Origin of the sequence: uncultured Microbulbifer sp. (assembly GCF_947504145.1) — a bacterium.
Lineage (GTDB): Bacteria > Pseudomonadota > Gammaproteobacteria > Pseudomonadales > Cellvibrionaceae > Microbulbifer.
In genome coordinates this window covers 161,679-188,651 of record NZ_CANNGQ010000003.1, presented here as the reverse complement: position 1 = coordinate 188,651, position 26,973 = coordinate 161,679, and the positions used below count along the sequence as shown (strand labels likewise).

Genomic DNA, 26,973 nt, shown 5'->3' with positions numbered 1-26,973 from the left:
ATTTCACAAGCCATTTTGCGAGGAGCAGGGAATTGCTTGAACGCACACACCTAACAGCCTGGGCTTTGGCGGCCGTACTGTCCGCTCCCCTGGCAATGGCGCAGGATGCGTCAGATCCATTTGCGGAACTGCCGGACGAAGCGCCAGCAGCCACGTCTTCTCAGCCCGCTGCCTCTGAGCCCGCGAGTGCAACCGATTCAGGTGGCGCAGGTGAGGTTGCGGTAGATGATTTTGGTGCCGGCGAAGACGATGCGGGTTCCGAGTTCGAAGACGACTTTGGCTCGGAGCTCGAGAGCGAGTATGGCTTCGACCCGGCCGATGAATTTTCCAGTGTGGAAGAGCCGGAAGATCGCGACCCCTGGGAGGGCTTCAATCGCGCCATGTTCCGTTTCAATGATACGGCGGATCGCTGGTTCCTGAAGCCGGCGGCGGTGAGCTACCGGCAGGTAACGCCGCACTTCATGCAGACGGGCATCTCCAACTTTTTTTCCAATCTGCACGAAGTCAATAATGTCCTGAATAACGTCCTGCAGTGGAAGTGGGGGCAGGCGGGTAATGACACCGGCCGCTTCCTGGTAAATAGCACCGTAGGGCTCGTCGGCCTGTTCGATGTGGCTCAGCACATGGGCCTTGAGCGAAGCGACGGCGAAGACTTTGGCCAAACCCTGGCGGTGTGGGGCATGTCTTCCGGACCCTATCTGGTAGTGCCTTTCCTCGGCCCATCCACGGTGCGCGATGCTCCCGCGGAAGTGGTGGAGTGGTACACCAATCCTTTGACGTACCTGGACGACAACGCCGTAGAGAATACGTTGAAAACCCTTGATTTGATTCAACTTCGAGCGAGCCTGCTGCAGGCGGAATCCTTGCTGCAGGGTGACCGCTACGTGCTGATGCGCGATGCCTACCTGCAACGGCGTGAGTTCCTGATCAACGATGGTGAGCAGGAAGACGATTTTGGCGGCGACCTGGATGAATACGATTTCTGATCGTGCACGTCACACCCTACTTCTGATCGATTCGGCGTCGCCGTCCTGCGATCTGGTACAGGGTGCCCTCACGCGTCTCGGTTATACCGTGACTCTGCTGGAAAATGGCGTCCAGGCCATCGGCCAGTTTACCCCCGACCAGTACCAGCTGGTGATTACCGACCTGCACCTGCCGGATATGGGCGGGCTGGAGGTGCTGCGCAAGGTGAAGCACCTTTCGCCAGGGACGCCGGTGGTGGTGCTGGCGTCCAACAGCGAAGTGGACGACGTAGTGCAGGCGTTGCGCCTGGGGGCGAGTGATTACTTACTAAAGCCCATTGCCGATGAGAGCGTGATCGATCACGCGGTGACGCGGATCATGGAGGCGCGGGATCTGGCGGCGGAGAACTGCGAATACCGCGAGCAACTGGAATCGCGCAATCGTGAGTTGAAAGAGCATATCGAGCTACTGCAGCGGGATCACGAAGCTGGCCGTCAATTGCAGCAGCACCTGCTCCCGCGCACTCCCTATGAATACCCGGCTGGTATCAAGGCCGCCTACCGTCTGCAGCCATCTCTGTATCTGAGTGGCGACTTCATCGACTACGGGCTGTTCGGCGAGCGCTTTGTGGCCTTCTACCTGGTGGATGTGTCCGGGCACGGTGTCTCTTCCGCACTGGTGACCGCGTTGATCAAGCACAGCATCATGCACCTGTTGCGCGAGCGCCCGCTGTTCAGCCAGTTGAACAACCTCGATCGGGATCTCACCGACATTCTGGAAATGATCAACAGTGAGCTGCTCGCCACGCGGCTCGACAAGCATGCCAGCATGTTTGTGGGGGTGGTGGACAGCCGCGCCCGTCAGTTGCATTACGCGGTGGCCGGTCAGGTACCCATGCCAGCCCTGGTCACCAGTGGCGGTGCCGAGTGGCTTAGCGGAAAAGGGCGCCCACTGGGGCTGTTCGAGCACGGCGGCTGGGAGGTGCGGCACCGCAGCCTGCCAGCGAGCTGGCGTCTTGTGGCCTGCTCTGATGGTGTGCTGGAATTGCTGCCGGGAGACCTTCTGGAAAAAGAAGAGATCCTGCTGCAATACATCGACCGCAGCCGCGGTGATCTCGACAGCCTCTGCTCTGCGCTAAAGGTTGATACTGCCGAATCCTTCCCCGACGACATTACCATTCTCACCCTGCGCCAGGACGAGCGTTAAGCGCTGTTCCGGCCCGCTTTTTGCTGCATTTTTCTTACTCTCGGCCAGCGTCATTACATTTCGGGCTGCTCATCGAGAATGCCTGCCTTATTCATGCCGCATTCACGATAAGTGTCGGAAACTGGCCCCGTGAACCGATTTTCCTGAGGTACCTGGAGAGCCCGGAAACATAAAGTACCGGACTTTCCGGTCACACCTGCTAACCGGTTCACACTGGTCTTGTCAGCACCGGTGGGCAGGAGTAAGCTCCGCCCCACTTCTGGCTCTATCGTGCCAGTCCTTGGCAATTAGTCCCTGGATTGGTGCAAATGCGCTAGGCTTGCACAAGGAACTGTGCCGCGGTCACAAGCCGCAACTCATCCATCTCGCCCCTAGCTCGGGATAAGAGCAGGGTGCGCTAGAGGTTACTATGCAGTCCGGGCAGATAATGGTTGGCGACCATCAGGGCATCTACGTGGTGAAACTGGTGGGCGATGTGCGTCTTAATCTGTGCACGTCTTTCGATAACTTTATCGACAAGATGTTTTCCCACAGCGCGTTTCGCGGTGTGGTGTTCGATATGCACGAAACAGAAGGTGTCGACAGCACTACTCTGGGATTGATGGCCAAGATCGCTTTCCGCAGCGCGGAGCAGAAGGGCGGCAAGCCTCTGGTGCTGTGTGAAGATCGTGGCCTACTGCACCTGCTGGATTCCATGGGCTTTGAGGAGTTGATGGACATCTCCAGCGATGCCGACAACGACGCCTACCACGCCGAACCGGCGCCTCTCAAATGCAATGCGCCCGACGAGCACACCGCGCGGGAAATGGTGCTGGAAGCGCACCGCGTGCTGATGAGTATGAACGAGCAGAATGAAGCGACCTTCCGCGATCTGGTGCATGCACTGGAGAGCGAACAGACTGCCCAGGACGCCAAGTCAGCGGCAAACCACTGAGGGGTTGTAACAGGGCCTTTCTTAAGCGCCGCTCCAAAACCTGTTACGGCGTATCGCCCCTATCCCTGGTCTTCATCCCGAGCTTCGGCGCGCGCCCGGGTAAACAGTCCGTGTGGTAAGTAAATCAGTTCGGCCACCCGTCGAATCAAGTGCTCCTCGAACGCATCAATCTCACCGTCGGCGAAAGCCACAAGCCACATCTGCTTTACCAGCAGGTATTTGTCCCGCTCACTGAAATTGTCGTTGACCGTCTGGGTGAACTCATACAGAGAAGTCGCCTCGTGGCGGTCCGCCAGCGCCTGCTCCACCATGCTGAGGGCGGTTTCCTCGTCGAGCTCATAGTGTTCCCGCAACAGGCGTATCAGGGCTGCGCGCTCGCGTTCGTCCACTTTCTGGTCGGCAGTGGCAATCTCCGCCATCAGTGCGGCGCTGATCATGCGCACGTCTTTTTCCGTACGCACTTCCACGCTCTCCCCCTGGCCGATCTGGTCGAACAGTTTACGAATCTGTCGGAGCATGCTGGGGTTCCTTTCTTTTCGTGGTGTTACCGCGATTTCTGCAGTAATTCCTCAAGCTTCACCTGATCGGCCACGAAGTTGCGGATACCTTCCGCAAGCTTTTCCGTGGCCATGGCATCGGCGTTTAATTGGTAGCGGAATTTCGCTTCTGTCATATCGCTGGCCGGGCGCGCCTGGCTGGCAATATTACTGTCCAGGCCGTCGGCGAGAGTGCCGTTGTCATCCTGCAATTCCTGCAACAGCTGCGGACTGATGGTGAGCTTGTCGCAGCCGGCCAGCGCTTCGATCTCGCCGGTGTTGCGGAAACTGGCACCCATCACGATGGTGGGGTACTCACGGGATTTGTAGTACTCATAAATACTGGTGACCGAGAGTACGCCAGGGTCGTCTTTTGCAGTGTAGTCTTCGCGCCCGGTGCTGGCTTTGTACCAGTCGAGAATGCGGCCCACAAATGGGGAGATCAGCGTGACGCCGGCTTCTGCACAGGCGACCGCCTGGCATTCACTGAACAGCAGGGTCAGGTTGCAGTGGATACCTTCGCGCTCCAGCACCGAAGCCGCGCAGATTCCTTCCCAGGTGGACGCGAGTTTGATCAGTACCCGCTCGCGCTCAATACCGGCCTGTTCATACATAGCGATCAATTGACGTGCGTACTCGATGCTCGCGGCAGTGTCGAACGACAGGCGTGCATCCACTTCCGTGGACACCACACCAGGCACGATCTGTAGAATCTCGTAGCCGATGGATACGGCCAGTTTCATCGAGGCGAGGGCGATCACGTCGCCGCCTTTCTGCTCGGCCCAGGCCAAGGCATCCTTCAGGTGTTGCTGGTACTGGGGAAGTTGCGCCGCCTTGTAAAGCAATGAGGGGTTGGTGGTGGCGTCTTGCGGCTGATAGCGGCGGATCGCTTCGATATCGCCCGTATCGGCAACCACCAGGCTGCGTTTTTTGAGTTGGTCCAGTTTGTTCATTTCCCCACGTCCTTATTTGTTTAAAACTCTTGTTCTTGGTGGATGCGTTTGCGGCCGATCCACCCATTTCCACGCCTAGGCCGCCTGCGTCACCAGCGCCAGTGCATCCTCCAGCACCTCTGGCCCCGCACCTGCCATATGTGCATTCTCACTCAGATAGCGACGAAAACGCCGCGCCCCCGGCACCCCCTGAAACAACCCCATCATATGGCGGGTAATATGATTCAGGCGTTGCCCGCGAGAAAGCTCCCGTTCGATATAGGGCAGCATATTGTGAACCGCTTCGGCCGGCGTCGGCCCGGGCTCGCCGTTAAACAGAGCTGCGTCCACATCTGCGAGCAGGCCCGGTGTCTGGTAGGCCGCGCGCCCGAGCATAACACCATCTAATTGCTGTAGATGCTCGCGACACTCCTCCAGCGAGTTGATGCCACCATTGAGGACAATTTCCAGCTCGGGAAAATCCCGTTTCAGCTGGTAAACCATATCGTACTTGAGCGGCGGTACTTCGCGGTTCTCTTTCGGGCTCAGGCCATTCAGCCAGGCTTTGCGCGCGTGCACGATAAACGTTGTGATACCGGCGCCCGCCTGTGCTTCGACAAATCGTGAAAGCCCCGGGTAGTCCTCCATATCGTCGATACCGATGCGGTGCTTCACCGTCACCGGTATCGAAACCGCGCTTTGCATTGCCCCCAAGCATTCCGCCACCAGGTCTGGCTCCGCCATCAGGCAGGCGCCAAAGCGACCTTTTTTAACCCGATCACTGGGGCAGCCGCAATTAAGGTTCACTTCGCTGTAGCCCCATTGCTCCGCAATCCGGGCGCAACGCGCCAGATCTGCCGGGTCGCTGCCCCCAAGCTGCAGCGCCACCGGTTGCTCCTCCACGTTGAAATCCAGGTGACTCTGTTGGTCCCCAAACAGGATCGCACCGGTGGTGACCATTTCCGTGTAGAGCAGGGCGTGCTTGCTGAACTGCCGCCAGAAATAACGGCAGTGCCGGTCGCTCCAATCCATCAGCGGGGCTGTGCAGAAACGGTGCGCAACGGTCGTGGCGCTCCCTGCGGTGACGGGGGCGGACGGTAACGGCGACTGGGGCGGGGTTTGGGGAGATTGAGACATAAACAGCGATCAGACGATAAAACTGCGCGCAGTATAACAAGATAAGGCGCGCTGGCCCGGATCGGTCGCCGCGAGCGGTGACTGGCTCGGCTACAGATTGCGCTCTTTCGCGGCCTCGTGCGCATCGTTCGCCTGAGACGCCGGGGCGGGTGACCAGTCTTCTTCCGTGCTGAGCAGCGGGCGTAGCTTCTTCACCACACTGCGCGCGGTGGCGCGGTAACTGGTGAGCTTGCCGCCTGCGACCGCGACGATGCGTGGGCGCTTGGGGTTGTCACAGCAGATCATGGTTTCCCGGCTGCGGGAGAAGGGGTTGTCGCTGGCGTGGGGCAAGACCCGCAGTCCGGCGAAGCTGTCACTCAGTTGATTCAGCTGCAACGGGCGGGTTTCTGGGAAATACTGCTTCAGGGTGCGCAGCAGGTAGGCCTTTTCTTCCAGCGTGGGGGCGACCTCGGAGGGGTCACCGTGATAGGGACGCTCGGTGGTGCCTACCAGGGTTTCTCCCTGCCAGGGCATCACAAATACCGCACGGCCGTCTTCGGCCTCTACATAAAAGATCTTGTTCGCGATCTTTAACGGCACCTGGATATGGGTACCGGCTACCAGCTCCAGCGGAGGCAACTTGGCACTGGGGGTGCACTTGCTGTTGGTCTCTTCGATCCAGGGGCCGGAGCAGTTGACCAGCGTGCGGCAGTGCAGGGTATTGAGCAGGCCTTCGTGGAAGTAGTCTACGCGCACAAATTTGTCAGTGACCTCTGCACCAACAAGGCTTGCGGGGCAGATTAGTTCGGCGCCGCCCCGTGTAGCCGTCTGAATTACTTCGCGGGTGAGGGCTGCGTCGTCGGTCTGCGCATCGTAGTAGCGGTAGACCGCAATCAGATCGTCGCCGTTGAGCCCACACAGGGCATCGTGATCTTGCAGGCTGATCGAACGGAAGCGCGCTTTCGAGGAAAGTAGCCCAGCCAAAAGCGCATAGAGGCTGAGCCCCAGGCGTATTTTCCAGCTGGGGCGGCGGCTGTGCCGGTAAACCGGGATCAGGAAGGGCACCATGTGCACCAGATCTGGCTTGTTTGCCAGTAGCCAGCGCCGCTCCTTGAGGCATTCGTACACCAGCGAGAACTGCCCGCTTTCCAGATAGCGCAGTCCGCCGTGGATCAGTTTTGACGAGCGCGATGAGGTGCCATGGGCCACGGATTCCTGCTCCAGAATCGCTACCCGGTACCCGGCTGCAGTAAGCGCCTCGGCGACCCCCGCCCCCTGGATGCCGGCACCGACAACCAGAACATCAAATTCCATAGACATTGCTGGCCTCCCGGGACCGCATCAGTAGCGGCAGATTCCCCGTCAGGATATGGTGTGCGCCCCGGTGATGCCAGTGTACGGCACCCTGGGTGGTATTGATCTCGTGTACTACCCATTGCCAGGGGCCCGGGGGCAATTCCTGGCAGTCCACTGTCGCCTGGTCAATAAACAGAAAATCAGGCGCCAGTGTGACCACGTCCGCGGACAGGCAGCGGGCAACGTTGGGAACGCGCAGTGCGACCAGATCGAAGCCCAGATTGCGCGCGAGGCGCAGGCTGCGTAGGTCGGAGGTGAGAACAACAAAGGCGTCGGTACAGCCGGAAATCTCGTCCCGTAGCCGACGAATCGCCGCTTCCGAACCCACATGGGCAAGCGTTTCCGGGTTCAGCTCCACAAACCACTCCAGATGCCGGTGTCGCCCGGCCCAGTCCACCAGTTGCTGAAAACTGCTCAGCGGCAGGGCCTTCAGGTCCCGGTCTTTCAGCAGGTGCAGCGGCGTGGAAATCCCTACTTGCGCAAAATCCATCCCCACACCCGCACAGCACCAGGGCGTACGTTCTTTACTGAACTGCACTTCGGTGGCAATGGCGCAGGCGCCGAGGCCATGCGCTGCCTCGAACGCGGCGAGAGTGTTTTCCGGGTGGTGAATTTTGTCGCCTAAATGCGCAATCAGCATGAATGGGGCTTCCGGGTGGGGCTTATTTTCAAGGAGTCATTTCGCTCGGAGACGCTGAGCGCGCACTCACCAAAGCAGATTTATATATAAAGAAAATAGTTGGTACACAGCACCTTGCAACCGGAGTGAGACAACTCTGGCGTCGGGAAGTCGACCTTGTGGGGTTTTCTGGCGATCTGCCCTCAAGCTCATGGGCAAAGTGCCGATAGCCTTTCGCAGAGGCTTTGGGCAAGTGGGGATTTTGCGTGCTGATATTTATAGGATTCGTGATAGTCGTGCTGTCGGTGTTTGGCGGGTTCGCCATGTCTGGTGGTCACCTGGGCCCACTTTTTCAGCCAATGGAGTTTCTGATTATTGGGGGTGCGGCGTTGGGGTCGTTTATTGCGTCCAACAATGGCAAGGCGATTCGCGCCACGGTACGCACACTGTCACGTCTCAAACGCTCGGCTAAATACGACAGGTCCATCTACATGGATCTGATGGCTCTGCATTACAAGTTGCTGTGGAAAATGCGTCGCGACGGCGCCATTGGTATCGAAAAAGATATTGAGGCGCCGGCGGACAGTGAAATCTTTGGTGAATTTCCCCGCGTCGCCAAGGATCCCATGATCATGAGCTTCACCACGGACTATTTGCGCTTGATGGTGAGCGGCAGCATGGATCCCTTGGAGCTGGATGAGCTCATGACCCATGAAATTGAGGCGTTCGAACACGAAGCCCGAGTGCCGGCAGATGCGCTGCTGAAAGTAGGCGACGCGTTGCCGGCATTTGGCATCGTGGCGGCGGTGCTTGGCGTGGTAAAGGCGCTGGCATCGGCCGATGCGGCGGCTGGGGAAATCGGGATCATGGTCGCCCACGCACTGGTAGGCACGTTTGTGGGGATTCTCCTGGCTTATGGTTTCGTCAACCCGCTTGCCAGTCGCATCGAGCGGCAGGTGCAAGAGGCGGTGAAAGTGTTGCAGTGCGTGCGGGTCACACTCCTTGCGAACCTCAATGGCTATGCCCCGCAGCTGGCGGTGGAGTTCGGTCGCAAGACACTCGATACCTCGGATCGCCCCACATTTGGCGAGCTTGAAGATCATGTGCGGCCGACCTTGTCAGCGACATGAGTAACTTACACAAAAGTGCTCGCCCCATCATTGTTCGACGCCCGCGAAAGGTGCGTGAAGGACACCACGGAGGCGCCTGGAAAATCGCACTCGCGGACTTGATGACCGCGTTGATGGCGTTATTCCTGGTGATGTGGATTGTCTCCAACGCATCGCCGCAGGAGCTACAGGGACTGGCTGAATATTTTCGTACCCCGCTCGCTGTCGCGCTCAGCAATGGGGACCGCGACAGCGCGAGTACCAGTGTTATTCCCGGTGGTGGCACCGACCCCGCACATGTGAATGGTGAGCGCGCGCGCGTGGATCTGCGCAGCCAGCGGCTGCCCACAGATGTACGGCGAACCCTGATGGATCTGCGCTTCCGTATCGAGAGCGTCATTCAGCAGGATACGGAGTTGTGGGAGTTGCGTGACCAGGTACGGTTTGAAATGACTCCCGAGGGGCTCCGCATTCAGATGCTGGATACCGAACAGCGCTCCATGTTCCAGATTGGTAGCGATCGTCTGGAGGCGCACATGCGCAAATTGATTCGCGCAATGGCGCCGCTGCTGAACGAATTACCTAATGCCGTGAGTATCAGCGGTCACACGGACAGCTTGAGCTATGCCGGCGGTGATGCCGGGTACAGTAATTGGGAGCTTTCTGCTGATCGTGCCAATGCCAGTCGTCGCGCACTGGTGGCCGGCGGACTGAACAGCGAAAAAATGTTGCGGGTTATCGGCATGGGTGATCGGGTACCTGTACCGGGTAGCCACCCTGGAGATGCGGTCAATCGACGGATCAGTCTGCTTGTACTTAGCGCGGAGGCGGCGTTGCGCATTCGTGCCGATGGCAGGGCAGAGCCATTACATGCCCTGCAGGAGCGATGATGGATATTACAGATTTTTACGACACTTTTTTTGAAGAGGCGGCTGAGCTGCTTTCAGAAATGGAACAGCACCTGCTCGAACTGGATGTTGATGCGCCAGATGCAGAGCAGCTGAATGCGATTTTCCGCGCTGCACACTCGATCAAGGGGGGGGCCGGAACCTTCGGTTTTGAAGCGCTGCAGCGCACCACGCATTTGCTGGAAAATCTGCTCGACCATGCACGTTGTGGGCAGCTCACTTTGCGCCGCGACCTGATAGACGTATTCCTGGAAACCAAAGATATGCTGAATGATCAACTGGATGCCTATCGCCAGAGTGCTGAACCGGAACCGGAAGCCCTTGAATATATCTGCAAGATCTTGCGACAGCTTGCGCTGGAAGAGATCGGTGAGGATGTGGATAGCGCGAGCGAACCTGCTGTAACCAGTGCACAGGCTTCGGTTGCCGAGGTGGCGTCTGCAACCCAGAGCGAAGCCGTGTCAGAGCCGACAACGGATTCAGGCCGGTATCAGGTTGCATTGCTCCATGTGGCAGAAAAAGACCGTCGTTTATTGATCGAAGAACTGTCCCACCTGGGCAGCGTGGTAAACGAATCGGGAGATGAAAATCGTTATGAAATCGTGCTCGTATCTTCACTTGGCTGTGACGATATCGAAGCAGTACTTTGCTTTGTCACTGAGCCTGACCAACTGGAGATAGTGCCGCTTTCAGCGGCGGCACCGAAGGAGGATGAAGTTCCGAAACCCTCAGGTTCCAGCAATGAGAAGCCTCAAGCACCGCAGAAGAGCGGTGCTCAGGAGATAAAAGTCACGGCGCCGCCAACGCGCAAACCGCCGGTTCAGGGTGGCGGTAGCGGTGAAAACTCCTCGATCCGTGTGCCAGTCGCCAAGGTGGACCAGATCATCAATCTGGTGGGTGAGTTGGTTATCACCCAGTCGATGTTGGATCAGGTGGTCGAAGATTCCGGCAGCACGAATGACGCCAAACTCAGTAGTGGCCTGACCCTGTTGTCGCGTACCGCAAAGGACTTACAGGAAGCTGTGATGTCGGTGCGTATGGTGCCCATGGACTATGTGTTCAGCCGATTCCCGCGCCTGGTGCGGGATCTGGCGGGCAAGCTGGGTAAGGAGATCGAGTTGATTACTGAGGGAAAATCAACCGAGCTGGACAAGGGGCTGACCGAACGCATCATCGATCCCCTTACCCATCTGGTGCGGAACAGTCTCGACCACGGTATCGAATCGCCTGATCAGCGAGAGGCCGCAGGCAAGTCGCGTACTGGCAACTTGCTGCTGTCCGCGCAACACCAGGGCGGTAATATCCTGATCGAAGTCAGCGACGATGGTGGCGGCCTCAACCGGGAAAAGATTCTTAGCAAAGCCGCGGCGAACGGCCTGGCCATTTCGGACAACATGAATGATGAGGACATCTGGCAGCTGATTTTCGCTCCGGGGTTTTCCACTGCCGCCGAAGTCAGCGATGTTTCGGGGCGCGGTGTTGGTATGGACGTAGTGAAACGCAACATCGAAGCCATGGGGGGGCATGTAGAGATCGACTCCCGCCCGGGCAACGGCACCACTACACGTATTGTGCTGCCATTAACACTCGCAATTCTGGATGGTATGTCGGTCCGCGTTGGCAACGAAACCTTCGTTTTGCCTGTGAGTGGCGTTATCGAATCTCTGCAGCCCTGCCACGAAGATCTTTACCCCATGGCAGGTGAAGACCTATTGCTGAAAGTGCGTGAAGACTATCTGCCCCTACTCTCGGTACACGCGGCATTCGATGTGCCTGATGCGATCACCGAGCCGGCACGTGCAATCGCCGTGATCGTACACGGCCAGGGGTGCCGCTATGCGCTTTTGGTGGATGAACTGATAGGCCAGCAGCAGGTAGTGGTAAAAAACCTAGAAACTAATTATCGAAAAGTACCCGGGGTTTCTGCAGCCACCATCCTTGGCGACGGTAGTGTTTCGCTCATTCTTGATATTGCGGACCTGCACCGCCTGCACCAGAGTAAAAAATCTCGGGGAGCCGCTTTCGAGTCTGCCCAAAGAATTTCCAACGGAACTACCGCGGCAATACAGGCCAAGCGGACAGTGTCCAATGTAGAGGGAGCAAACGCATGAACTATATAGGCGCAGCGGAAAAGACATCTGCGGCCCAGGCTCAGAGTCGGGATCGTGAGTTCCTGGTGTTTTCTCTGGGTGAAGAAGAGTACGCCATCGACATCCTGAGGGTGCAGGAAATTCGAGGGTACGACAATGTAACCCGTATCGCGAATGCGCCGGACTTCATCAAAGGTGTATCCAACCTGCGCGGTATCATCGTGCCGATTGTGGATCTGCGCATAAAGTTTCGTCTTTCTGACGCCGTTTACGATGATCAGACCGTAGTGATTGTGGTGAATATTGCTGAACGAGTCGTAGGGATTGTGGTAGACCGGGTTTCCGATGTGATGACCCTGGGTGATGAGCAGATAAAGCCGGCGCCGGAGTTTGGTGTGAATCTGCCACTGGATTACATCAGCGGCCTCGGCAATCTCGAGAAACGGATGCTTGTGCTGGTCGATATCGAAAAGCTACTGACCAGCCGGGAAATGGAACTGGTTGCGGAAGCCGGAGAGTAGAGTTTCATGAAAAACAATCAGCCGGTAAACAACCGTGAGTATCACCTGCGCGAAAAAGATTTCCTGATATCGAGAACGGATCTCAGCGGGCGCATTGTTTATGCCAACCCAGCGTTTGTGGAAGTGAGCGGTTTTTCTCGGGAGGAGTTGATTGGCGAGAACCACAATGTCGTGCGGCATCCGGATATGCCTCCGCAGGCGTTTTCCGATCTGTGGAAGACCGTAAAACAGGGAGAAGTCTGGATTGGCCTGGTTAAAAACCGCCGTAAAGACGGTGGTTTTTATTGGGTGCGCGCACATGTCATACCTACGGTAGATTCCGGTCGTGTCACAGGGTATGTCTCCGTGCGGCTAAAGGCTGAACGGTCAGAGATTGAACGAGCGGAGCCCTGTTATTCGGGCATGCGGGAAGGTCGCGGACGTAAACTGACCTTGCGGCGGGGACAAATACTGGCGCGCGGCCCCAAATGCTGGTGGCAGCGAGCGAGAGAGAGCTCTCTAAAACTTCGGTTGGGCCTTGTGGTGGGGCTCGCTGGTTTCTCAATGTGCACTGGCGCTGTGTCTGTATTCGCACAGCAGGATGTGATCTGGATAGTACTTATTACTCTGGTGGGCTTTGGGCTTTTAGCCGGGCTCACCTACTCACTGGCGCGCAGTATTCTGCAGCCAGTGAAAGACATGCAGAATTTCGCCCTACAGATTGCGGCGGGGAATCTGGATGTGCAGCCGCGGGGCTATGCGGGTGGTGAAATGTCGTCCCTTGGTCAGGCGCTGACCATCATGCATCGCAGTCTTCACGATATTGTGAGCGAGGTGAATGCGAGTGTAAAAATTTCCGCACCCACTGCCCGTACCATCGCTGAAGGGAATGACGATCTGGCTTCACGCACAGATCAACAGGCCGCGTCGTTGCAACAGACGGCTTCCAGTATGGAGCAGATCACGATCACGGTTGGTCAGAATGCTGACAACGCACAGCAGGCGTTTGGTCTCGCGGAAAGTGCTTCCAGGGAAGTGAAAGTGAGCGGTGAGACCATGGCGCAGATCGTCGACACAATGCAGCGTATCACGCAGAGTTCGAAGCAAATGGCGGCGATTATTGAGACGATTGATGGCATCGCATTCCAGACCAATATTCTCGCGCTCAATGCTTCGGTAGAGGCTGCCCGGGCCGGTGAGCATGGGCGCGGCTTTGCTGTGGTAGCCCAAGAAGTACGTAACCTTGCAGGGCGCTCCGCCGATGCGGCAAAAGAGATTCGCAGCCTGATCGACAGCTCATATCGCGAAGTGAATGGGGGCGCGGAGCTGGTTCGGCAGGCGGGCTCGTCGATAGCCGGTGTGGTTGAGTCCGTGACCCGGGTCAGCGATATCATGCGCGAAATTTCCACGGCATCTGCGGAACAGAGCACCGGCATAGGCCATATCAATGTGGCGGTGGCGCAAATGGACGGAGTCACCAAACAGAACGCCGATAGAGTGAGGGCCACGGCAGAATCCTCTGCTGCTCTGCAGGGGCGTATGGCGCGCCTGTCTCAAGCCGTGGCGGTCTTCTCGTTAGGCAAGGGGGCCAAGGAGGCATCGGATAAGGATTCTCTTGACAAGGCTTTCCGGAAAGCAGCTTCAATTGAGCCGGAGCCTCTACACGGTGGTGACAGCGCCGAAAAAACCGGCCTCTTCAAGCATCGCGTGGGTTGATCATTTTGAATCAGGCAGTGGCTGCGTCGACCATTCAGCGTGAGCTGGAGTTTACCGACCGAGATTTCCATCGTATTCGGGAGTTGATTGCTAGACGTGCGGGGATTGTACTCGCGGAACATAAACGCGATATGGTTTACAGCCGTCTCGGGCGCTGTGTACGTAATCGTGGGCTACGGCGCTTCAGTGACTATTTGAAGTGGCTAAGCGCGGGCTCCGAACGTGACGCGTGGCAGGAATTTGTGAATGCGCTGACCACAAACCTCACGGCATTTTTCCGAGAGGGGCATCACTTCCAGCTACTGGCGGAGCATGTCCAACACCGGCGAGACACGGTCAGAGTGTGGAGTGCGGGTGCCGCAACCGGAGAAGAGCCGTACTCCATTGCCATGGTGCTTGCAGAAACCTTGCCTAGCCCTTTGCATTTGAACGTTTATGCGACAGATATCGACAGTGATGCGCTTGCACGGGCACGCAATGGTGTCTATACACTGGAGCGGGTTCGGCGCCAGGTCTCCGAGGAAAGGGTGCAACGCTTTTTTCTGAAAGGGAATGGTAAACATACCGGCTATGTCCGTGTACGCCCGGAGCTGGCAAAGCAGGTTCACTTTGAACATTTAAATCTGATAGGGCAGCACTGGCCGGCCCAGCAACGATTCGATGCGATTTTCTGTCGCAACGTGATGATTTACTTTGACCGGGGTACGCATACCCGTTTGCTGGAGCGTTTTTCCGGAATGCTAAAAAAGGACGGTCTGCTTTTTGTCGGTCACTCTGAGAATTTTACCCACATCAGCCAGCGTTTTCGTCTGCGTGGTCAGACGGTATACACCCTCAGTTGATGCCGATCCTCGCGCATCCGGGTCTAGTACATTTAGCCTCCCATAAAATTACTGCGACTCGCCCCTAAAGGCCCGTGCCCGGCGGCCGATGAATACTTCAGGTTCTGCTATTTCTCAATCAACATGCCGAGTTTTATAGGGGTGTGATCATTGAGTCTGTAGCGTAAGCGGGAGAGCAAACGTTACCCATGGAAAAAATCAAAGTGCTCTGTGTCGATGACTCGGCGCTGATCAGGGGATTAATGCGGGAAATTATCGACAGCCAGACGGATATGCACGTTGTCGCTGTTGCTCCCGATCCCCTGGTGGCCAGGGATTTGATCAAACGACTGAATCCCGACGTGCTTACCCTGGATGTCGAGATGCCAAGAATGGATGGATTGGACTTCCTTGAGCGGTTGATGCGCTTGCGGCCAATGCCAGTACTGATGGTTTCTTCACTTACCAGGTCCGGCTCTGAGATCACGTTGCGGGCACTGGAACTGGGTGCGGTGGATTTTGTCGCCAAGCCGCAGTTGGGTATTCGCAGTGGGTTACTTGAATACAGTCAGCAGATCGCGGAGAAAATTCGCGCTGCTGCCCGCGCCCGACCTACCCGTAGCGTGCGAAAAAATGAGGTGCAACCGGCGTTGGAGCCTGTGATGGTTTCCAGCGAAAAGCTGATGATCATTGGGGCTTCTACCGGAGGCCCGGAGGCCATTCGACAGATACTTGAACCGCTGCCCGCGAACTGTCCGGCAATTTTGATTGCGCAGCATATGCCGATCGGATTTACCCGCTCGTTCGCGGAGCGGTTGAACCGTCTCTGCCGGATACAGGTGAAGGAAGCGGAGCAGGGCGAGCGGATTTTGCCCGGACACGCGTATATCGCGCCCGGTGACCAACATTTGAAGCTGGCGCGGAGTGGTGCCAACTATCTGGTGGAGCTGGATTCAGGACCTGCGGTGAACAGACACCGTCCATCGGTAGATGTGCTGTTTGAATCCGCCGCAGAAATAGCGGGGCGCAATGCTATTGGAACGATACTCACCGGTATGGGGCGCGATGGGGCTGTGGGATTGCTGGCCATGCGACAGGCCGGTGCTGCCACCCTGGCTCAGGACGAAGCATCTTCACTGGTGTTCGGCATGCCCAGGGAGGCAATCGCGCTGGGTGCCGCACAAGAGATTGTGCCACTGGCGGGGGTTGCCGGGCATATGTTGACGCTGGCGGCCGCTTCCGGACGCGCTCAACGCGTATAGAAACAACCAAAATTCCAGTAATACCGACGAGGAGAAACGCCGGCCATGATGAAACTGATTCGAAACCTCAATATCAACACAGTGGTGGCCGGAGTGCTGTTGTGTTGCACCCTGCTGATGGGGTCACTGGTCGCCTTGCGAATGGCGACCAACCAGGTCGGCGACGACTCGATACGTACCCTGCACCAGGTGAATGTACGTGTTATGCACGATGTATTCCGCGCGTACTCAACGCTCAATCAGAGCATGATTGAAATGAACCTCGCCGCAGGTGAACTAGAAAGTGGGCGGAACCTGAGTGCAAAAACCTACCTGAAAGGTGTGGGTGAAACACTACAGAAAACGCATGTGCAATTTGAAGCGCTCGCCAACATCGAGATGACCAAAGAGGAGGCCGCTGAGTTTGAAGGTCTTTCGCTGGTGTTCTCAGACATGCTGGAGGAGCTGGATGCAGAGTACCAGATATTGGTGCAGGAAAACCCGGACATTGACGCTTACAACGAGCGCAAAGAAGACATCAGTGTATTCAGCGATGACCTCAATGTAGCACTGCTGTCTTTGCTGGATCAGGCCGGTGTTCAGAGCGAACAGATTATGCAGGACTACCGTGAAACCACTGGTACCTACGGCAATATTGGGGTCGTAGTGATTGCCAGTATTGCGATTATTCTTGCGTTGATCTACTTGCTGCTACGCAATGTGGTTGTACGCCCACTGGGCGAAGCCATGGAGAATCTGAAAAGTATTGCGGAGGCAGACCTGTCTCGTCCTATCAGCGATCACGGTGGCAACGAAATTGGTCAGTTGTTTCATGCGATGCGCGATGTGCAGCGCAGCCTGAGCCGGATTGTCACACAGGTTCGTACTGGTAGCACATCGATTTACAGTGGTTCCTCGGAAATCGCTCGCGGCAATATCGATCTGTCCGCACGCACCGAACAACAGGCCGCTTCGCTCGAGGAAACGGCGACCAGTATGGAAGAGCTGACCGCAACCGTGAAACAGAATGCGGACAATGCGCGTCAGGCGAGTGGTCTCGCCAACGATGCATCCGGCACAGCTATCCGTGGCGGTGATGTCATGCAGCAAGTTTCCAGCAAAATGCAGGGGATTACCGAGAGTTCTCGCAAGGTGGCGGAAATCACCGGAATGATTGATTCGATTGCTTTCCAGACCAACATTCTCGCCCTGAATGCCTCAGTCGAAGCCGCGCGCGCCGGCGAGCAGGGCCGTGGTTTCGCCGTGGTAGCGGGAGAAGTTCGCAACCTGGCGGGTAACAGCGCCGATGCCGCACGGCAGATCAAGGCGCTCATTGAGAATTCAGTACACGAGGTAGAGCAGGGCGCTAATCTGGTTACTCAGGCCGGCGACACCATGAAAGAAGTGGTGGACGCAGTAAAAAGGGTAACCGACATCATGGACGAAATTTCCGCGGCCTCTCAGGAGCAGAGCAGTGGAATCGAGCAGGTTAGCCGTGCTGTGAGCCAGATGGACGAGTCTACTCAGCAGAATGCCAGTCTGGTGGAGCAGGCATCAGCCGCAGCCGCTTCCCTCGAAGCTCAGGCGCAACGGCTGGAAGAGGCGGTGGCAATTTTCCGCCTAGCCAGTGCGTCAGATCAAGATGGCGGTTACGCATCCACATCTCCTGAGCCAGAGGCGGAATTGGCCGCTGAGCCAAAGTCACGGGCAGGGGCTGATAAAGCGGAATCGCACGAAACTTCGGAAGCGAAGAAATCCCCGACTGCCGAAAAGGCAGAGCGAGAACTGGCCCATGCCGGCGTCGATGAATGGGAAGAGTTTTGATCCTGAATTGAAATAGTGTGTGGAGAGAGTGCAGAGCATGGATAAAAGTATGAAGATTCTGGTGGTGGATGACTTCCCCACCATGCGAAGAATCATCCGGAGCCTTCTCAAAGAGCTCGGCTTTAATAATGTTGATGAAGCGGAAGATGGCCAGGAAGGGTTGACGAAATTGAATGGCGGCGGTTTTGAGTTTGTCGTTTCCGACTGGAATATGCCAAATCTCAATGGCCTCGATATGCTCAAGGATATACGCGCGAACGAAGCGACCAAGGCTCTGCCAGTATTGATGGTCACAGCGGAAGCAAAGAAGGAAAATATTGTTGCGGCAGCGCAGGCCGGTGCCAATGGCTATATTGTCAAGCCATTTACTGCTGCGACGCTGGAGGAAAAACTGAACAAAATTTTTGAGAAGCTGGGAAAATGAGCGTGACGATCTCCACTACCTCCAAAAGGAGACGTGACAATGAGTAGCGAATTAAAACCGTGCAGCTTCGATCACACACAAAATGACGAACTGGTGCTCAGGGTCGGCCAGCTGACCAGAATGCTGCGTGACAGCATGCGAGAACTGGGGCTCGATAAGGAGGTAGAAAAGGCGGCAAAAGCGATACCCGATGCGCGTGCCCGGCTTGACTATGTGGCATCCATGACGGAACAGGCGGCAGAGCGTGCTCTCAACTGCGTTGACCGCGCGCAGCCTTTGCAGAATGAAATTGAGTCGCGTGCACACGCACTTGATCAGCAGTGGCAGGGTTGGTTCGAAAATCCCAAAGAGCTCGACGAGGCCCGTGAGCTGGTCCGGGAAACCCGCGACTATCTTTCTGCTGTGCCGACCATGGCCCGTGAAACCAACAAGGAATTGCTGGAAATCATGATGGCCCAGGACTTCCAGGATCTCACGGGTCAGGTGATCAAGAAGATGATGGAGGTCATCCAGGAAGTCGAGCGCCAGTTGCTTCAGGTTTTACTGGAAAGCGTCCCTGAGGGGGAGGAGCGCGAGGCCTTCCGGCGCCGGCTGGAAGATGGCTCTGCAGCAGACAACCAGCGCAGAAGAGAGTCGTCACTGGTCAATGGCCCTCAGATCAATACGGAAGCGGATGATGTCGTCAGTAGCCAGGGACAGGTGGATGACCTGCTAGAAGAATTGGGGTTCTGATCACCGTTTTTCTGTTTCCTGGGAGCGCGTACATAGCCGTGGCGGGAATTAGCGGCTTCAAAACCCGCTTATTCTGTCTTTAGCTATCTCCATAGTGGCTGACAATGGCCGGCACCCGAATACCACCGGATGCCAATATGGCGGACGATAGCCAGGATCAGGAAAAAACAGAAGCTGCCACGCCCCGACGCCTTGAAAAAGCGCGTGAAGACGGGCAAGTGGTGCGCTCCCGCGAGCTTGCAACCGTGCTGTTGTTGTGCGCTGGCCTTGGTGGTCTTTGGGCCCTGGGGCCAGCTCTTTTTGCGCAGTTGGGGCTGGTGATGGAGCAGTCCTTTCTATTTGATCGCCAACGTGTCTTCGATCCGGTGGTCATGGTCAGTGCCAGCGCTAACCTGGTCTCTCACAGCCTTCTGGCACTGATACCGCTGTTTGCCATTCTTGCCGCGGTAGCCCTTCTGGCTCCCAACCTCCTTGGTGGGTTTCTCATTTCCGCGAAATCTCTCAAGCCGCAGTTGTCCAAGCTCAATCCGATTAAGGGGCTGAAACGGCAGTTTTCCTCCCAGGCGCTCGCCGAGCTTGGCAAAGCGATCGCTAAATCCCTACTGGTCGGAACCGTCCTGACGTTGTTTCTCTACAGCCGTCGCGGCGAGTTCCTGGCGTTGATGGATCTTGGCACTGAGCGTGCTATGGCTTCTGCGCTCCAGCTTGCGGCGGAGGCCTGCGGTCTAATGGCTTGTTCCCTGATCCTCGTTGTTGCCATTGATGCGCCCTATCAGCTCTGGAGTCACGGAAAAAAACTGCGCATGAGCAAGGAGGAGGTTCGGCGAGAATTCAAAGAGAGCGAGGGCGACCCCCAGCTCAAAGCCCGTATTCGCCAACAGCAGCAGTCCATGGCGCGCAACCGGATGATGACCCAGGTTCCCGATGCGGATGTGATCATCACCAACCCCACCCGGTATGCAGTGGCGTTGCGCTATGACGACAAACAGATGTGTGCTCCCCGGGTAATTGCAAAAGGTGTAGAAGCGGTGGCCGCCCGTATCCGTGAGTTGGGAGACGAGCACAACATCCCGCGTATGGAAGCACCGCCGCTGGCGCGTGCGCTCTACCGCCATGTGGATCTGGATCACGAAATCCCTGCCCCCCTGTATACCGCAGTAGCGGAAGTACTGGCGTGGGCTATGCAGCTGCGCCGTGCCAGGCAGCAGGGCGAAATTTCCCCCGCAATGCCGGAACAACTGCCAGTACCCGATGAGTTTGAGGTAAACCCGTGAAATTGATGACTTCGTATTTTTCCCGCAGCGGCCTGTCGTTGCCGGAAGGCAGAATATTGGCGGGGCCGATTTTGATCTTGCTGATCATGTCGATGCTGATCCTGCCGCTCCCGCCCTTCGCGCTGGACCTGTTTTTCACCTTCAACATAGCGCTTTCACTGATGGTGTTGTTGGTGAGTATGTTCACACTACGGGCTCTCGATTTTGCGGCGTTTCCTGCGGTGTTGCTATTTACCACCCTGTTGCGGCTCGCGCTGAATGTGGCATCCACGCGCGTGGTGTTGATGGAGGGGCACACCGGTGGCGCCGCTGCCGGCAAGGTCATTGAGGCTTTCGGGCAATTTCTGGTCGGCGGAAACTTCGCTGTGGGGCTGGTGGTGTTCCTGATCCTGGTGGTGATTAATTTCATGGTGATTACCAAAGGTGCGGGCCGTATTGCTGAAGTGGGGGCGCGCTTTATGCTCGACGCCATGCCGGGCAAGCAGATGGCCATTGATGCGGATCTGAATGCGGGCCTGATCGGAGAAGAAGAGGCGCGTACACGCCGTACTGAAGTCGCACAGGAAGCGGATTTTTACGGATCCATGGACGGTGCAAGCAAATTTGTGCGTGGAGATGCGGTCGCCGGGCTGGTAATCATGGCAGTGAATGTCATTGGCGGACTGTTGATAGGCACCATGCAGCACGACCTTTCCTTTGGTGAAGCCGCGCGGACGTATACGTTGCTCACCATTGGCGACGGCTTGGTTGCGCAAATTCCCGCACTGGTTATTTCCACTGCGGCGGGGGTAACCGTATCCAGGGTCAATACCGATCAGGATGTTGGTCAGCAGATGATTGAGCAGCTTCTGAGCAATCCTCGGGTTCTCTACCTCGCTGCTGGCGTTATGGGGCTGCTCGGCCTAGTGCCCGGAATGCCGAACCTGGTCTTTTTGCTGTTTACTGCTGCATTGGCGGGTATTGCCTGGATGATGGGCCGGCGCCGGGATGAACAGATCGTGCGCGAGCAGATGAGCTCGGATCCTGAGGCGCCTCCTGAAGTGCCTGAAGCGAGCTGGGATGATGTGGAGTTGATCGACACTCTGGGGCTGGAGGTAGGGCATCGCCTGATCCCTCTGGTGGATCAACGTCAGCAAGGCGAACTTCTTGGGCGCCTTAAAAGCGTGCGTAAAAAATTCGCGAAGGAGGTCGGCTTTTTGCCACCGGTGGTTCATATACGGGACGATCTCGAGTTGTCTCCCAATACGTACGTGATCAGCCTGAAGGGGGCAGAGGTCGGGCGTGGTGAAGCGCACCCGGGTAAATGGCTAGCAATTAATCCCGGCCAGGTGAGTGGCGAGCTTCAGGGAACCGTCACCGAAGAGCCGGCATTCGGGTTGCCTGCGGTGTGGATTGAAAAAGACCAGCGTGAGCAGGCCCAGGTGTATGGATATACGGTGGTGGATGCAGGTACGGTTGTCGCAACGCATTTCAACCATCTGTTGCATCGCCACTGCGCGGAAATGCTCGGGCGTCAGGAAGTCCAGCAGTTGCTGGATAAGCTCTCCGGCGATAGTAAGAGCCTGGTAGAGGAGGTGGTGCCGAAAACTGTCACCCTCACGACCCTGCAACGTATTCTGCAAAACCTGCTGGAAGAAGAGGTACCCATTCGCGATTTGCGCAGCATACTCGATTTACTTGCGGATCAGGGCGAGCAGGCCACTGATGTGCACGAACTGACTGCTCGGGTGCGCGTTGCTCTTGGGCGGGTGCTCACGCATCAATGGTTCCCGGGTAGTGGAGAACTGCGAGTGATGGGGCTGGATAGCCAGCTGGAGCAAGTATTGTCACAGGCGATGGAAAGCGGTGGTGCTCTGGAGCCCGGGCTCGCGGATACCTTGATGTCTCAGGCTGCGGCTGCGATCGAACGCCAGGAAACCGCTGGCAATCCTCCGGTACTGGTTGTGCGCCACTCGTTGCGGCCACTACTGGCACATTTTCTTCGGCGCCGCCTGCGACAGTTGGCGGTTCTGTCTCAGGCGGAGATTCCGGATGACCGCATGGTGAAGATCACCAATCTGATTGGCGATCGCACGGCTGCGAGTGCGTAACGTTTAAGGCCTGAAAAGGCATATTCAATAGGGTTTATTCCGTACATACAATTTTCCCACACAGCCAATAATGCACTTGGCTCCGGCAGTATATCCAACAGGAAGATACTGCCGGGCCGACTAAAAAAACCTGAAAAAGGTGGCTGGGGAACTGCAATGTATACAGCACAGGGAACGATCAACCGGGATGCGCTACTGGAGGAACACTTTCCTGCGGTACGACGCCATGCGTTGTCTCTTCAAGTAAAACTGCCAGCGGGCATTGACCTCGATGACCTGATACAGGCGGGAATGGTAGGGCTGTTGGACGCTTCGCAGCGTTTCGATCCCAATGCCGGAGCCAGTTTTTCCACATTCGCAAACCAGCGTATCCGTGGCGCTATGATTGATGAGCTGCGTACGCGCGACTGGTTACCACGCAGCGTGCGTCGCAATGCACGTTTGCTGGAGCAGCAACTACGCAAGCTAGAACAGAACCTGGGGCGTCCCGCGGAAGAGCGGGAGATTTCTACCGCCATGGGGATCTCGGTTGAGGAATACCACCGCTTGCTCCAAGATACGAACTGTGGGCACCTGTTGCCGTTCGACGAAATAGTCGCGGAAAGTGGTGAACCAGAAGCCGGTGCCGGATCTCCTCCTACCCCGTTTGCCGCACTGGTGGAAGGTGAGAAAAAGCATAAGCTTGTTGCCGCCATCGAACACCTTCCGGAGCGTGAGAAATTGTTGATGGCACTGTACTACCAGGAAGATCTCAACCTGAAGGAAATTGGTGCAGTCCTGGGTGTTACCGAATCCCGTGTATGTCAGTTGCACAGCCAGGCAATCAAGCGATTGCGTGCGCGACTTGTAGACTGAGATCCGAGACGATACTGAAATGAGTATACGGCGGCCGAGCCGCCGTATTGTGTAAGAGCCCTTGGCGTCATCCGCCGATAGAGAAGCGGATTGGTACCGTGAAGGTGAAATTGTCCACTCCAAGGTTCGCCGGAATCTGTGGATAGGGGTTTGCGCGTTCAACACTTCGCAACGCCTCCCGGTTCAAGCTGGAATAGCTGGATTCCTCCAATACCTGAATGTCCTGCACCTCGCCACTTTTGTTAACGAGGACTTTGAGCACCACTTCTCCTTCCCAACCTCGCTGTTGAGCCCGTCTTGGATAGCGGAGATTTTTTAACGTGTGATGGTTGAGAGTGCTTGAGTATGTGTCTACACCGCTCTCTTGTTTCACGCCGGCGAGACGTGGGGCGGCATCAACGGACAGGCTGGCGGCCAAAAGCGGCAGAGCCAGCGCAAAATGCAAAGCTTTCATGGCTGATTTCCGGTAGGTTTTGTTTCTATACTGACTGTGAGTTGGCGATGCAGGCAGACAACCGTCTGCCCGCTATGGGTTTTATCGGCGGTGTCCAGAAAAGCTTTAGCGAGCAGTGGCTGTTGCGGATGCTCCAGCAGTGCGCGAAGAAATGGGTGCGGGCAGAGTAGGGTAGTGAAGCAGGGCTGCTGACGAGCTGTGCGAAGTGGACCTTGCAAAAAAAGGCCCGAGCAAAGCGTGTGCTCTGCCGGGCCTGCCCGCTCATCCTGTGAGAGTGCGGTTCGGGGTTACGAATCTCCGCTCAGTGCCTGCTGTGCCTGTCTTGCCCAGGATACACTGTGTCGGTAAGCAGTTTCGTAGATGGGGTGGCTGCCAATGAGAGACAGCTCTGAAAATCGGCCCTGCTCATACAGCTCCACTTCATTCAGAACGGTGCCGAGACTTCCGTTGCGGTACAGCAGTGCTTCTTTCACTTCCTGGTTTAGCGGCACCTGCTGCATGAGTTCGTCCATAGAAATGTCCATCATCGCATCGAGTAACGAGAGTAACCCGACGATAAAATTGTCACTGGCATTTCCATTCCCGCTGACCTCGGCCATTACTTCGCACATGCGGCCTCGGATCAACATCTTCCGGGTCAGCTCTTCGGGTTTTCCCTGTTCGCCCTCAATCAGGAAAAGACTTGCCCAACGCTGGATTTCCTTCATGCCGAGCAGGCTGATCGCATGGGAGATGGAGTTTATTTCCCGGTGCAGGCTGACTGCGGCCGAGTTGACCAGCTTTAAAATGCGAAAAGTAAGTTTGGCATCCTGTAACGCGATTTCCTCCAGCCGTATCGGAGATGCGGCTGGATTCTGGAGCTCATTTAGCAGATCCAGCAAAAGTACTTTATTACCACTGATTTTTCTGCCTTTTACCGGCGAGGGTACACTGAGAAAGTCACCCTGATAATAAGTAAACCCGAGATCCAGACAGGTGGCGAACCGCTCCTTGGTCTCTAAATTATCGGCAAGGGTCTCGACTCCGTGCCTGCGTAGCTTTAAAACAGCAGCCTGCAGCTGTTCATCGCTCATCTGGCTCGCGTCGAGTTTTACAATGTGTACGACGTCGAGCAAGGCATCCAGTTCACTGTCTTCTGGATCGTAACTGGACAGCGCAATGCGATATCCACGCTTGGCCAACTCTCGTAAACGTTCCACTCGCTCAGACGTAAGCAACACATCCTCGGCGACTTCGAGGATGTAGTGCTGTTGGGATAATTCCGGCAGCCCTGGCGCCAGAATTACATCGTCTGTGACCTTGAGGAAGCCGGGCACGCTTTTTGTGTGCCCTTTCTGGTACACCTGATTGTAATTGCCCATGATGATCGGGCTACTGGCTTCGATTTGTCGGAGTGTCGCGCCCTTGCGCGATTGTTCGCCCTGTAATAACAGTTCGAAAGCGGCGACATCGTGGTTGCGGGTGAATACCGGCCGGCAAGCCAGTAGTACATCCAGGGTGTCGTCACTGATTGCTTGAGCAAGTGATGTCACGTTGTGAGCTCCTGAGTGATATATGGGTATGCAATGGAAGGTGCTGCAAGAAGTGAAGCTGCAGAGGGCGAACTGCAGCCTGCGTCTTCAGGCTCGCGAGTTGATTTTTCCATTGTGTGTGCGGGAGCGACCGTCGGGGCCATATAGTCCTTTTCCCGCGGCTTCCTGCAAAGCATTGAGCAATCGTTGGTTGCTCTCGGAGCGGATACCGATCATGGAACCATTGGCTTGGTTTAGTTGCTGAGCTTTGTTCACCAGCGAGATGAGTTCTCGCCAGAGTTCAAGGCATCCGGCATCGCGCGCCGCGTACTCATCACCTTCTCGGCTGTCTTCGTAGTCCAGCTGTCGCAGCGTATTCCGTCGCTGCTGTTCGAAGTCATTGAGCGCGCTGAGGCTATTTTGCTTGCGCGCTGCGATGTCTGTCAGGCGTTTGCCATCAACGGCGGCAGCGCTGAGTGCCTCGCGTTCCTCGTGTAACAATAGCGTGAGTTGTTCTACTCTCTGCCGATGCTGCTGAATGAACTGGGGCAGGCTCACGGTTCGCCCGTCGACGTCTGTTCCTGCAGGCTGGCAATCAGGCCTTCGGCGATGCGGTCCGCACGGATATCAAATTTGCCGGATGCGATTGCTTCGCGCAGTTCTTCCACACGCGGGGCGTCAATGTCCTGGCTGCTGTCTGCCGTGGGCTGGTGCAGCTGGGTGATATTGCTCGGTGCACCGGGCTGGCCGGTGGTCTGCACCGATTCTGACGGTCCGCTGGCCGGCTTTTCACGCAGGGTGCTGGCGGGCGTCAGCTGGGTCATATTCTGGATTTTCAAGCGGCAGTCTCCGTTGTTCTTCGTACGGTATATCGGCGTTTTCGCGCCCGCCTTTAATCTGTTTTCGTGATGCGCATCACGTTTCCGGCGGTGGTATGGCGTATCTAGGGACTCTTCCTGGGACGTATCGCCTGATTTACCTCGACCAGTCCGGGGCCACTTACAAAGCCCGAAATTACTTTGCGGTTTGGCAGGCGTACCCGAACCGGTTCGCCTCTGGCACCCTCATCCATGGCGCGGCCTTCCCGGGCGATGCGGAAGCTCTGGCCGGAGGCAATCAGGGTAACCAGCTGCCTTCGAGACACCAGCGGTCTTGTCTTCAATTGGTGTTGCTGCAACACGCTCCCTGGGCGCAGTGTTCGGCTGGCGACCTTACCCACAATCTCCGAGCGCTTGCGTAGCGCCCCTCGCGGCAGCGCGCTGATTTCTCCCTCAATTTTCTTTAGCAGGCTTTCGGTCACTTCTGCACCCGCTGGGATTCTGTGTTTGGCGGTCCAGTAGTGTCCGTAAGCTCGGATCTTCGCCTGTAGGTATCGTGTGTGCGGGGCGTCGGCGCAGTGTATTCCTACGGTGACCCGGCCCCATTGCAGTTTTCCGTTCGCAGGCAGGAAGACGGTAGGGTTTTTACAGGAAGGCCAGTGGTCGGAAATATCCTGGACCTCAATTTCCACACGTTCACCCAGGTGGCGGCTTTGCCGGGTGAGGAATTGCTTTGCAGCAGCGGATGCCGTTGTTAGTGCAGTTTTGGCCGCCGCCTGGTCAGCGGATACGAGCAGTAAAAGCAATGCTAATGAACGTAGAAGTGGGCGGGACATTCAAGTCGTACACCTTTACAGGAAGTTTAAGATTCGAAGGCATTGTAAGAAGGATCCCATTTGTTGAACGGCAGAAATGGAGCAAAAACACCCGCTTATTTCCGG

The 26,973-nt window shown here is 56.6% G+C and carries 26 protein-coding genes and 1 pseudogene; 17 read left to right on the top strand and 10 right to left on the bottom strand.

Annotated elements, in window-relative coordinates:
* Nucleotides 1–32 precede the first annotated feature (32 nt).
* From Q1A74_RS11560 to Q1A74_RS11550, 3 genes are all read left to right on the top strand, one after another.
* Nucleotides 33–986, top strand: coding sequence for an MlaA family lipoprotein (locus tag Q1A74_RS11560; protein WP_299595955.1), 954 nt, complete (start codon nucleotides 33–35; stop codon nucleotides 984–986).
* Entirely contained in the window at nucleotides 970–2,172 is a 1,203-nt protein-coding gene (locus tag Q1A74_RS11555; RefSeq protein ID WP_299595953.1) for a SpoIIE family protein phosphatase, read from the top strand. The genes Q1A74_RS11560 and Q1A74_RS11555 overlap by 17 nt, the downstream gene beginning before the upstream one ends.
* 409 nt (nucleotides 2,173–2,581) lie before the next feature.
* A complete protein-coding gene (locus Q1A74_RS11550; protein ID WP_299595951.1) occupies nucleotides 2,582–3,106 on the top strand; it encodes an STAS domain-containing protein in 525 nt (174 codons plus the stop codon).
* A 59-nt stretch (nucleotides 3,107–3,165) separates the two neighbouring features.
* Here the strand turns inward: Q1A74_RS11550 and Q1A74_RS11545 are convergent, their stop codons facing one another.
* The 5 genes and pseudogenes from Q1A74_RS11545 to Q1A74_RS11525 form a co-directional block, all read right to left on the bottom strand.
* Entirely contained in the window at nucleotides 3,166–3,624 is a 459-nt protein-coding gene (locus Q1A74_RS11545) for a TerB family tellurite resistance protein (protein ID WP_299595949.1), read from the bottom strand.
* A 26-nt stretch (nucleotides 3,625–3,650) separates the two neighbouring features.
* Entirely contained in the window at nucleotides 3,651–4,595 is a 945-nt protein-coding gene (tal, locus tag Q1A74_RS11540; protein ID WP_299595947.1) for a transaldolase, read from the bottom strand.
* 75 nt (nucleotides 4,596–4,670) lie between these two features.
* Nucleotides 4,671–5,639 (bottom strand): annotated as a pseudogene (gene dusA, locus Q1A74_RS11535) (tRNA dihydrouridine(20/20a) synthase DusA); the annotation flags it as partial.
* 162 nt (nucleotides 5,640–5,801) lie between these two features.
* The gene (locus Q1A74_RS11530) at nucleotides 5,802–7,010 is read right to left on the bottom strand and encodes a glycerol-3-phosphate dehydrogenase/oxidase (RefSeq protein ID WP_299595945.1); all 1,209 of its coding nucleotides are present in this window, start codon (nucleotides 7,008–7,010) and stop codon (nucleotides 5,802–5,804) included.
* On the bottom strand, nucleotides 6,994–7,686 hold the full coding sequence (locus Q1A74_RS11525; protein WP_299595943.1) for a glycerophosphodiester phosphodiesterase: 693 nt from the start codon (nucleotides 7,684–7,686) through the stop codon (nucleotides 6,994–6,996). The genes Q1A74_RS11530 and Q1A74_RS11525 overlap by 17 nt, the downstream gene beginning before the upstream one ends.
* Before the next feature lie 245 nt (nucleotides 7,687–7,931).
* On the opposite strand from Q1A74_RS11525, the gene motA reads away from it, so the two are divergent.
* The 13 genes from motA to Q1A74_RS11460 all read left to right on the top strand — a co-directional run bounded on the left by motA (nucleotide 7,932) and on the right by Q1A74_RS11460 (nucleotide 23,249).
* Complete coding sequence (motA, locus tag Q1A74_RS11520; protein WP_299595941.1) at nucleotides 7,932–8,795, top strand: flagellar motor stator protein MotA; 864 nt, start codon at nucleotides 7,932–7,934, stop codon at nucleotides 8,793–8,795.
* A complete protein-coding gene (motB, locus tag Q1A74_RS11515) occupies nucleotides 8,792–9,664 on the top strand; it encodes a flagellar motor protein MotB (protein ID WP_299595939.1) in 873 nt (290 codons plus the stop codon). The genes motA and motB overlap by 4 nt, the downstream gene beginning before the upstream one ends.
* Nucleotides 9,664–11,793: a chemotaxis protein CheA gene (gene cheA, locus Q1A74_RS11510; protein WP_299595937.1), complete on the top strand. Its 2,130-nt coding sequence runs from the start codon at nucleotides 9,664–9,666 to the stop codon at nucleotides 11,791–11,793. The genes motB and cheA overlap by 1 nt, the downstream gene beginning before the upstream one ends.
* On the top strand, nucleotides 11,790–12,293 hold the full coding sequence (locus Q1A74_RS11505; protein ID WP_299595935.1) for a chemotaxis protein CheW: 504 nt from the start codon (nucleotides 11,790–11,792) through the stop codon (nucleotides 12,291–12,293). The genes cheA and Q1A74_RS11505 overlap by 4 nt, the downstream gene beginning before the upstream one ends.
* A 6-nt stretch (nucleotides 12,294–12,299) precedes the next feature.
* Nucleotides 12,300–13,988, top strand: coding sequence for a PAS domain-containing methyl-accepting chemotaxis protein (locus Q1A74_RS11500; protein WP_299595933.1), 1,689 nt, complete (start codon nucleotides 12,300–12,302; stop codon nucleotides 13,986–13,988).
* Nucleotides 13,985–14,830, top strand: a complete 846-nt coding sequence (locus Q1A74_RS11495) for a CheR family methyltransferase (protein WP_299595931.1) — start codon at nucleotides 13,985–13,987, stop codon at nucleotides 14,828–14,830. The genes Q1A74_RS11500 and Q1A74_RS11495 overlap by 4 nt, the downstream gene beginning before the upstream one ends.
* Nucleotides 14,831–15,018: 188 nt before the next feature.
* Entirely contained in the window at nucleotides 15,019–16,071 is a 1,053-nt protein-coding gene (locus tag Q1A74_RS11490; protein WP_299595929.1) for a chemotaxis response regulator protein-glutamate methylesterase, read from the top strand.
* A 45-nt stretch (nucleotides 16,072–16,116) separates the two neighbouring features.
* Complete coding sequence (locus Q1A74_RS11485; protein WP_299595927.1) at nucleotides 16,117–17,874, top strand: methyl-accepting chemotaxis protein; 1,758 nt, start codon at nucleotides 16,117–16,119, stop codon at nucleotides 17,872–17,874.
* A 37-nt stretch (nucleotides 17,875–17,911) separates the two neighbouring features.
* A complete protein-coding gene (gene cheY / locus Q1A74_RS11480; RefSeq protein WP_299595925.1) occupies nucleotides 17,912–18,298 on the top strand; it encodes a chemotaxis response regulator CheY in 387 nt (128 codons plus the stop codon).
* A 39-nt stretch (nucleotides 18,299–18,337) separates the two neighbouring features.
* Nucleotides 18,338–19,030: a protein phosphatase CheZ gene (gene cheZ / locus Q1A74_RS11475; protein WP_299595923.1), complete on the top strand. Its 693-nt coding sequence runs from the start codon at nucleotides 18,338–18,340 to the stop codon at nucleotides 19,028–19,030.
* 104 nt (nucleotides 19,031–19,134) lie between these two features.
* Entirely contained in the window at nucleotides 19,135–20,304 is a 1,170-nt protein-coding gene (gene flhB / locus Q1A74_RS11470; protein ID WP_299595921.1) for a flagellar biosynthesis protein FlhB, read from the top strand.
* Nucleotides 20,305–20,309: 5 nt separating this feature from the next.
* A complete protein-coding gene (gene flhA / locus Q1A74_RS11465; protein WP_299596977.1) occupies nucleotides 20,310–22,394 on the top strand; it encodes a flagellar biosynthesis protein FlhA in 2,085 nt (694 codons plus the stop codon).
* A 156-nt stretch (nucleotides 22,395–22,550) separates the two neighbouring features.
* Nucleotides 22,551–23,249, top strand: coding sequence for an RNA polymerase sigma factor FliA (locus Q1A74_RS11460; protein WP_299595919.1), 699 nt, complete (start codon nucleotides 22,551–22,553; stop codon nucleotides 23,247–23,249).
* A 67-nt stretch (nucleotides 23,250–23,316) separates the two neighbouring features.
* Here the strand turns inward: Q1A74_RS11460 and Q1A74_RS11455 are convergent, their stop codons facing one another.
* Entirely contained in the window at nucleotides 23,317–23,703 is a 387-nt protein-coding gene (locus Q1A74_RS11455; RefSeq protein ID WP_299595917.1) for an energy transducer TonB, read from the bottom strand.
* A 47-nt stretch (nucleotides 23,704–23,750) separates the two neighbouring features.
* Here Q1A74_RS11455 and Q1A74_RS11450 point away from each other — a divergent pair, with 47 nt between their 5' ends.
* A complete protein-coding gene (locus Q1A74_RS11450; protein ID WP_299595914.1) occupies nucleotides 23,751–23,873 on the top strand; it encodes a hypothetical protein in 123 nt (40 codons plus the stop codon).
* A gap of 117 nt (nucleotides 23,874–23,990) precedes the next feature.
* Here the strand turns inward: Q1A74_RS11450 and Q1A74_RS11445 are convergent, their stop codons facing one another.
* The 4 genes from Q1A74_RS11445 to flgA form a co-directional block, all read right to left on the bottom strand.
* Nucleotides 23,991–25,235 (bottom strand): EAL and HDOD domain-containing protein, encoded by a 1,245-nt coding sequence (locus Q1A74_RS11445; RefSeq protein ID WP_299595912.1) that lies wholly within the window; start codon nucleotides 25,233–25,235, stop codon nucleotides 23,991–23,993.
* A gap of 87 nt (nucleotides 25,236–25,322) precedes the next feature.
* Complete coding sequence (locus Q1A74_RS11440) at nucleotides 25,323–25,772, bottom strand: flagella synthesis protein FlgN (RefSeq protein WP_299595910.1); 450 nt, start codon at nucleotides 25,770–25,772, stop codon at nucleotides 25,323–25,325.
* On the bottom strand, nucleotides 25,769–26,053 hold the full coding sequence (flgM, locus tag Q1A74_RS11435) for a flagellar biosynthesis anti-sigma factor FlgM (RefSeq protein ID WP_299595908.1): 285 nt from the start codon (nucleotides 26,051–26,053) through the stop codon (nucleotides 25,769–25,771). The genes Q1A74_RS11440 and flgM overlap by 4 nt, the downstream gene beginning before the upstream one ends.
* A 104-nt stretch (nucleotides 26,054–26,157) precedes the next feature.
* Entirely contained in the window at nucleotides 26,158–26,868 is a 711-nt protein-coding gene (gene flgA / locus Q1A74_RS11430) for a flagellar basal body P-ring formation chaperone FlgA (RefSeq protein ID WP_299595906.1), read from the bottom strand.
* Nucleotides 26,869–26,973 lie beyond the last annotated feature (105 nt).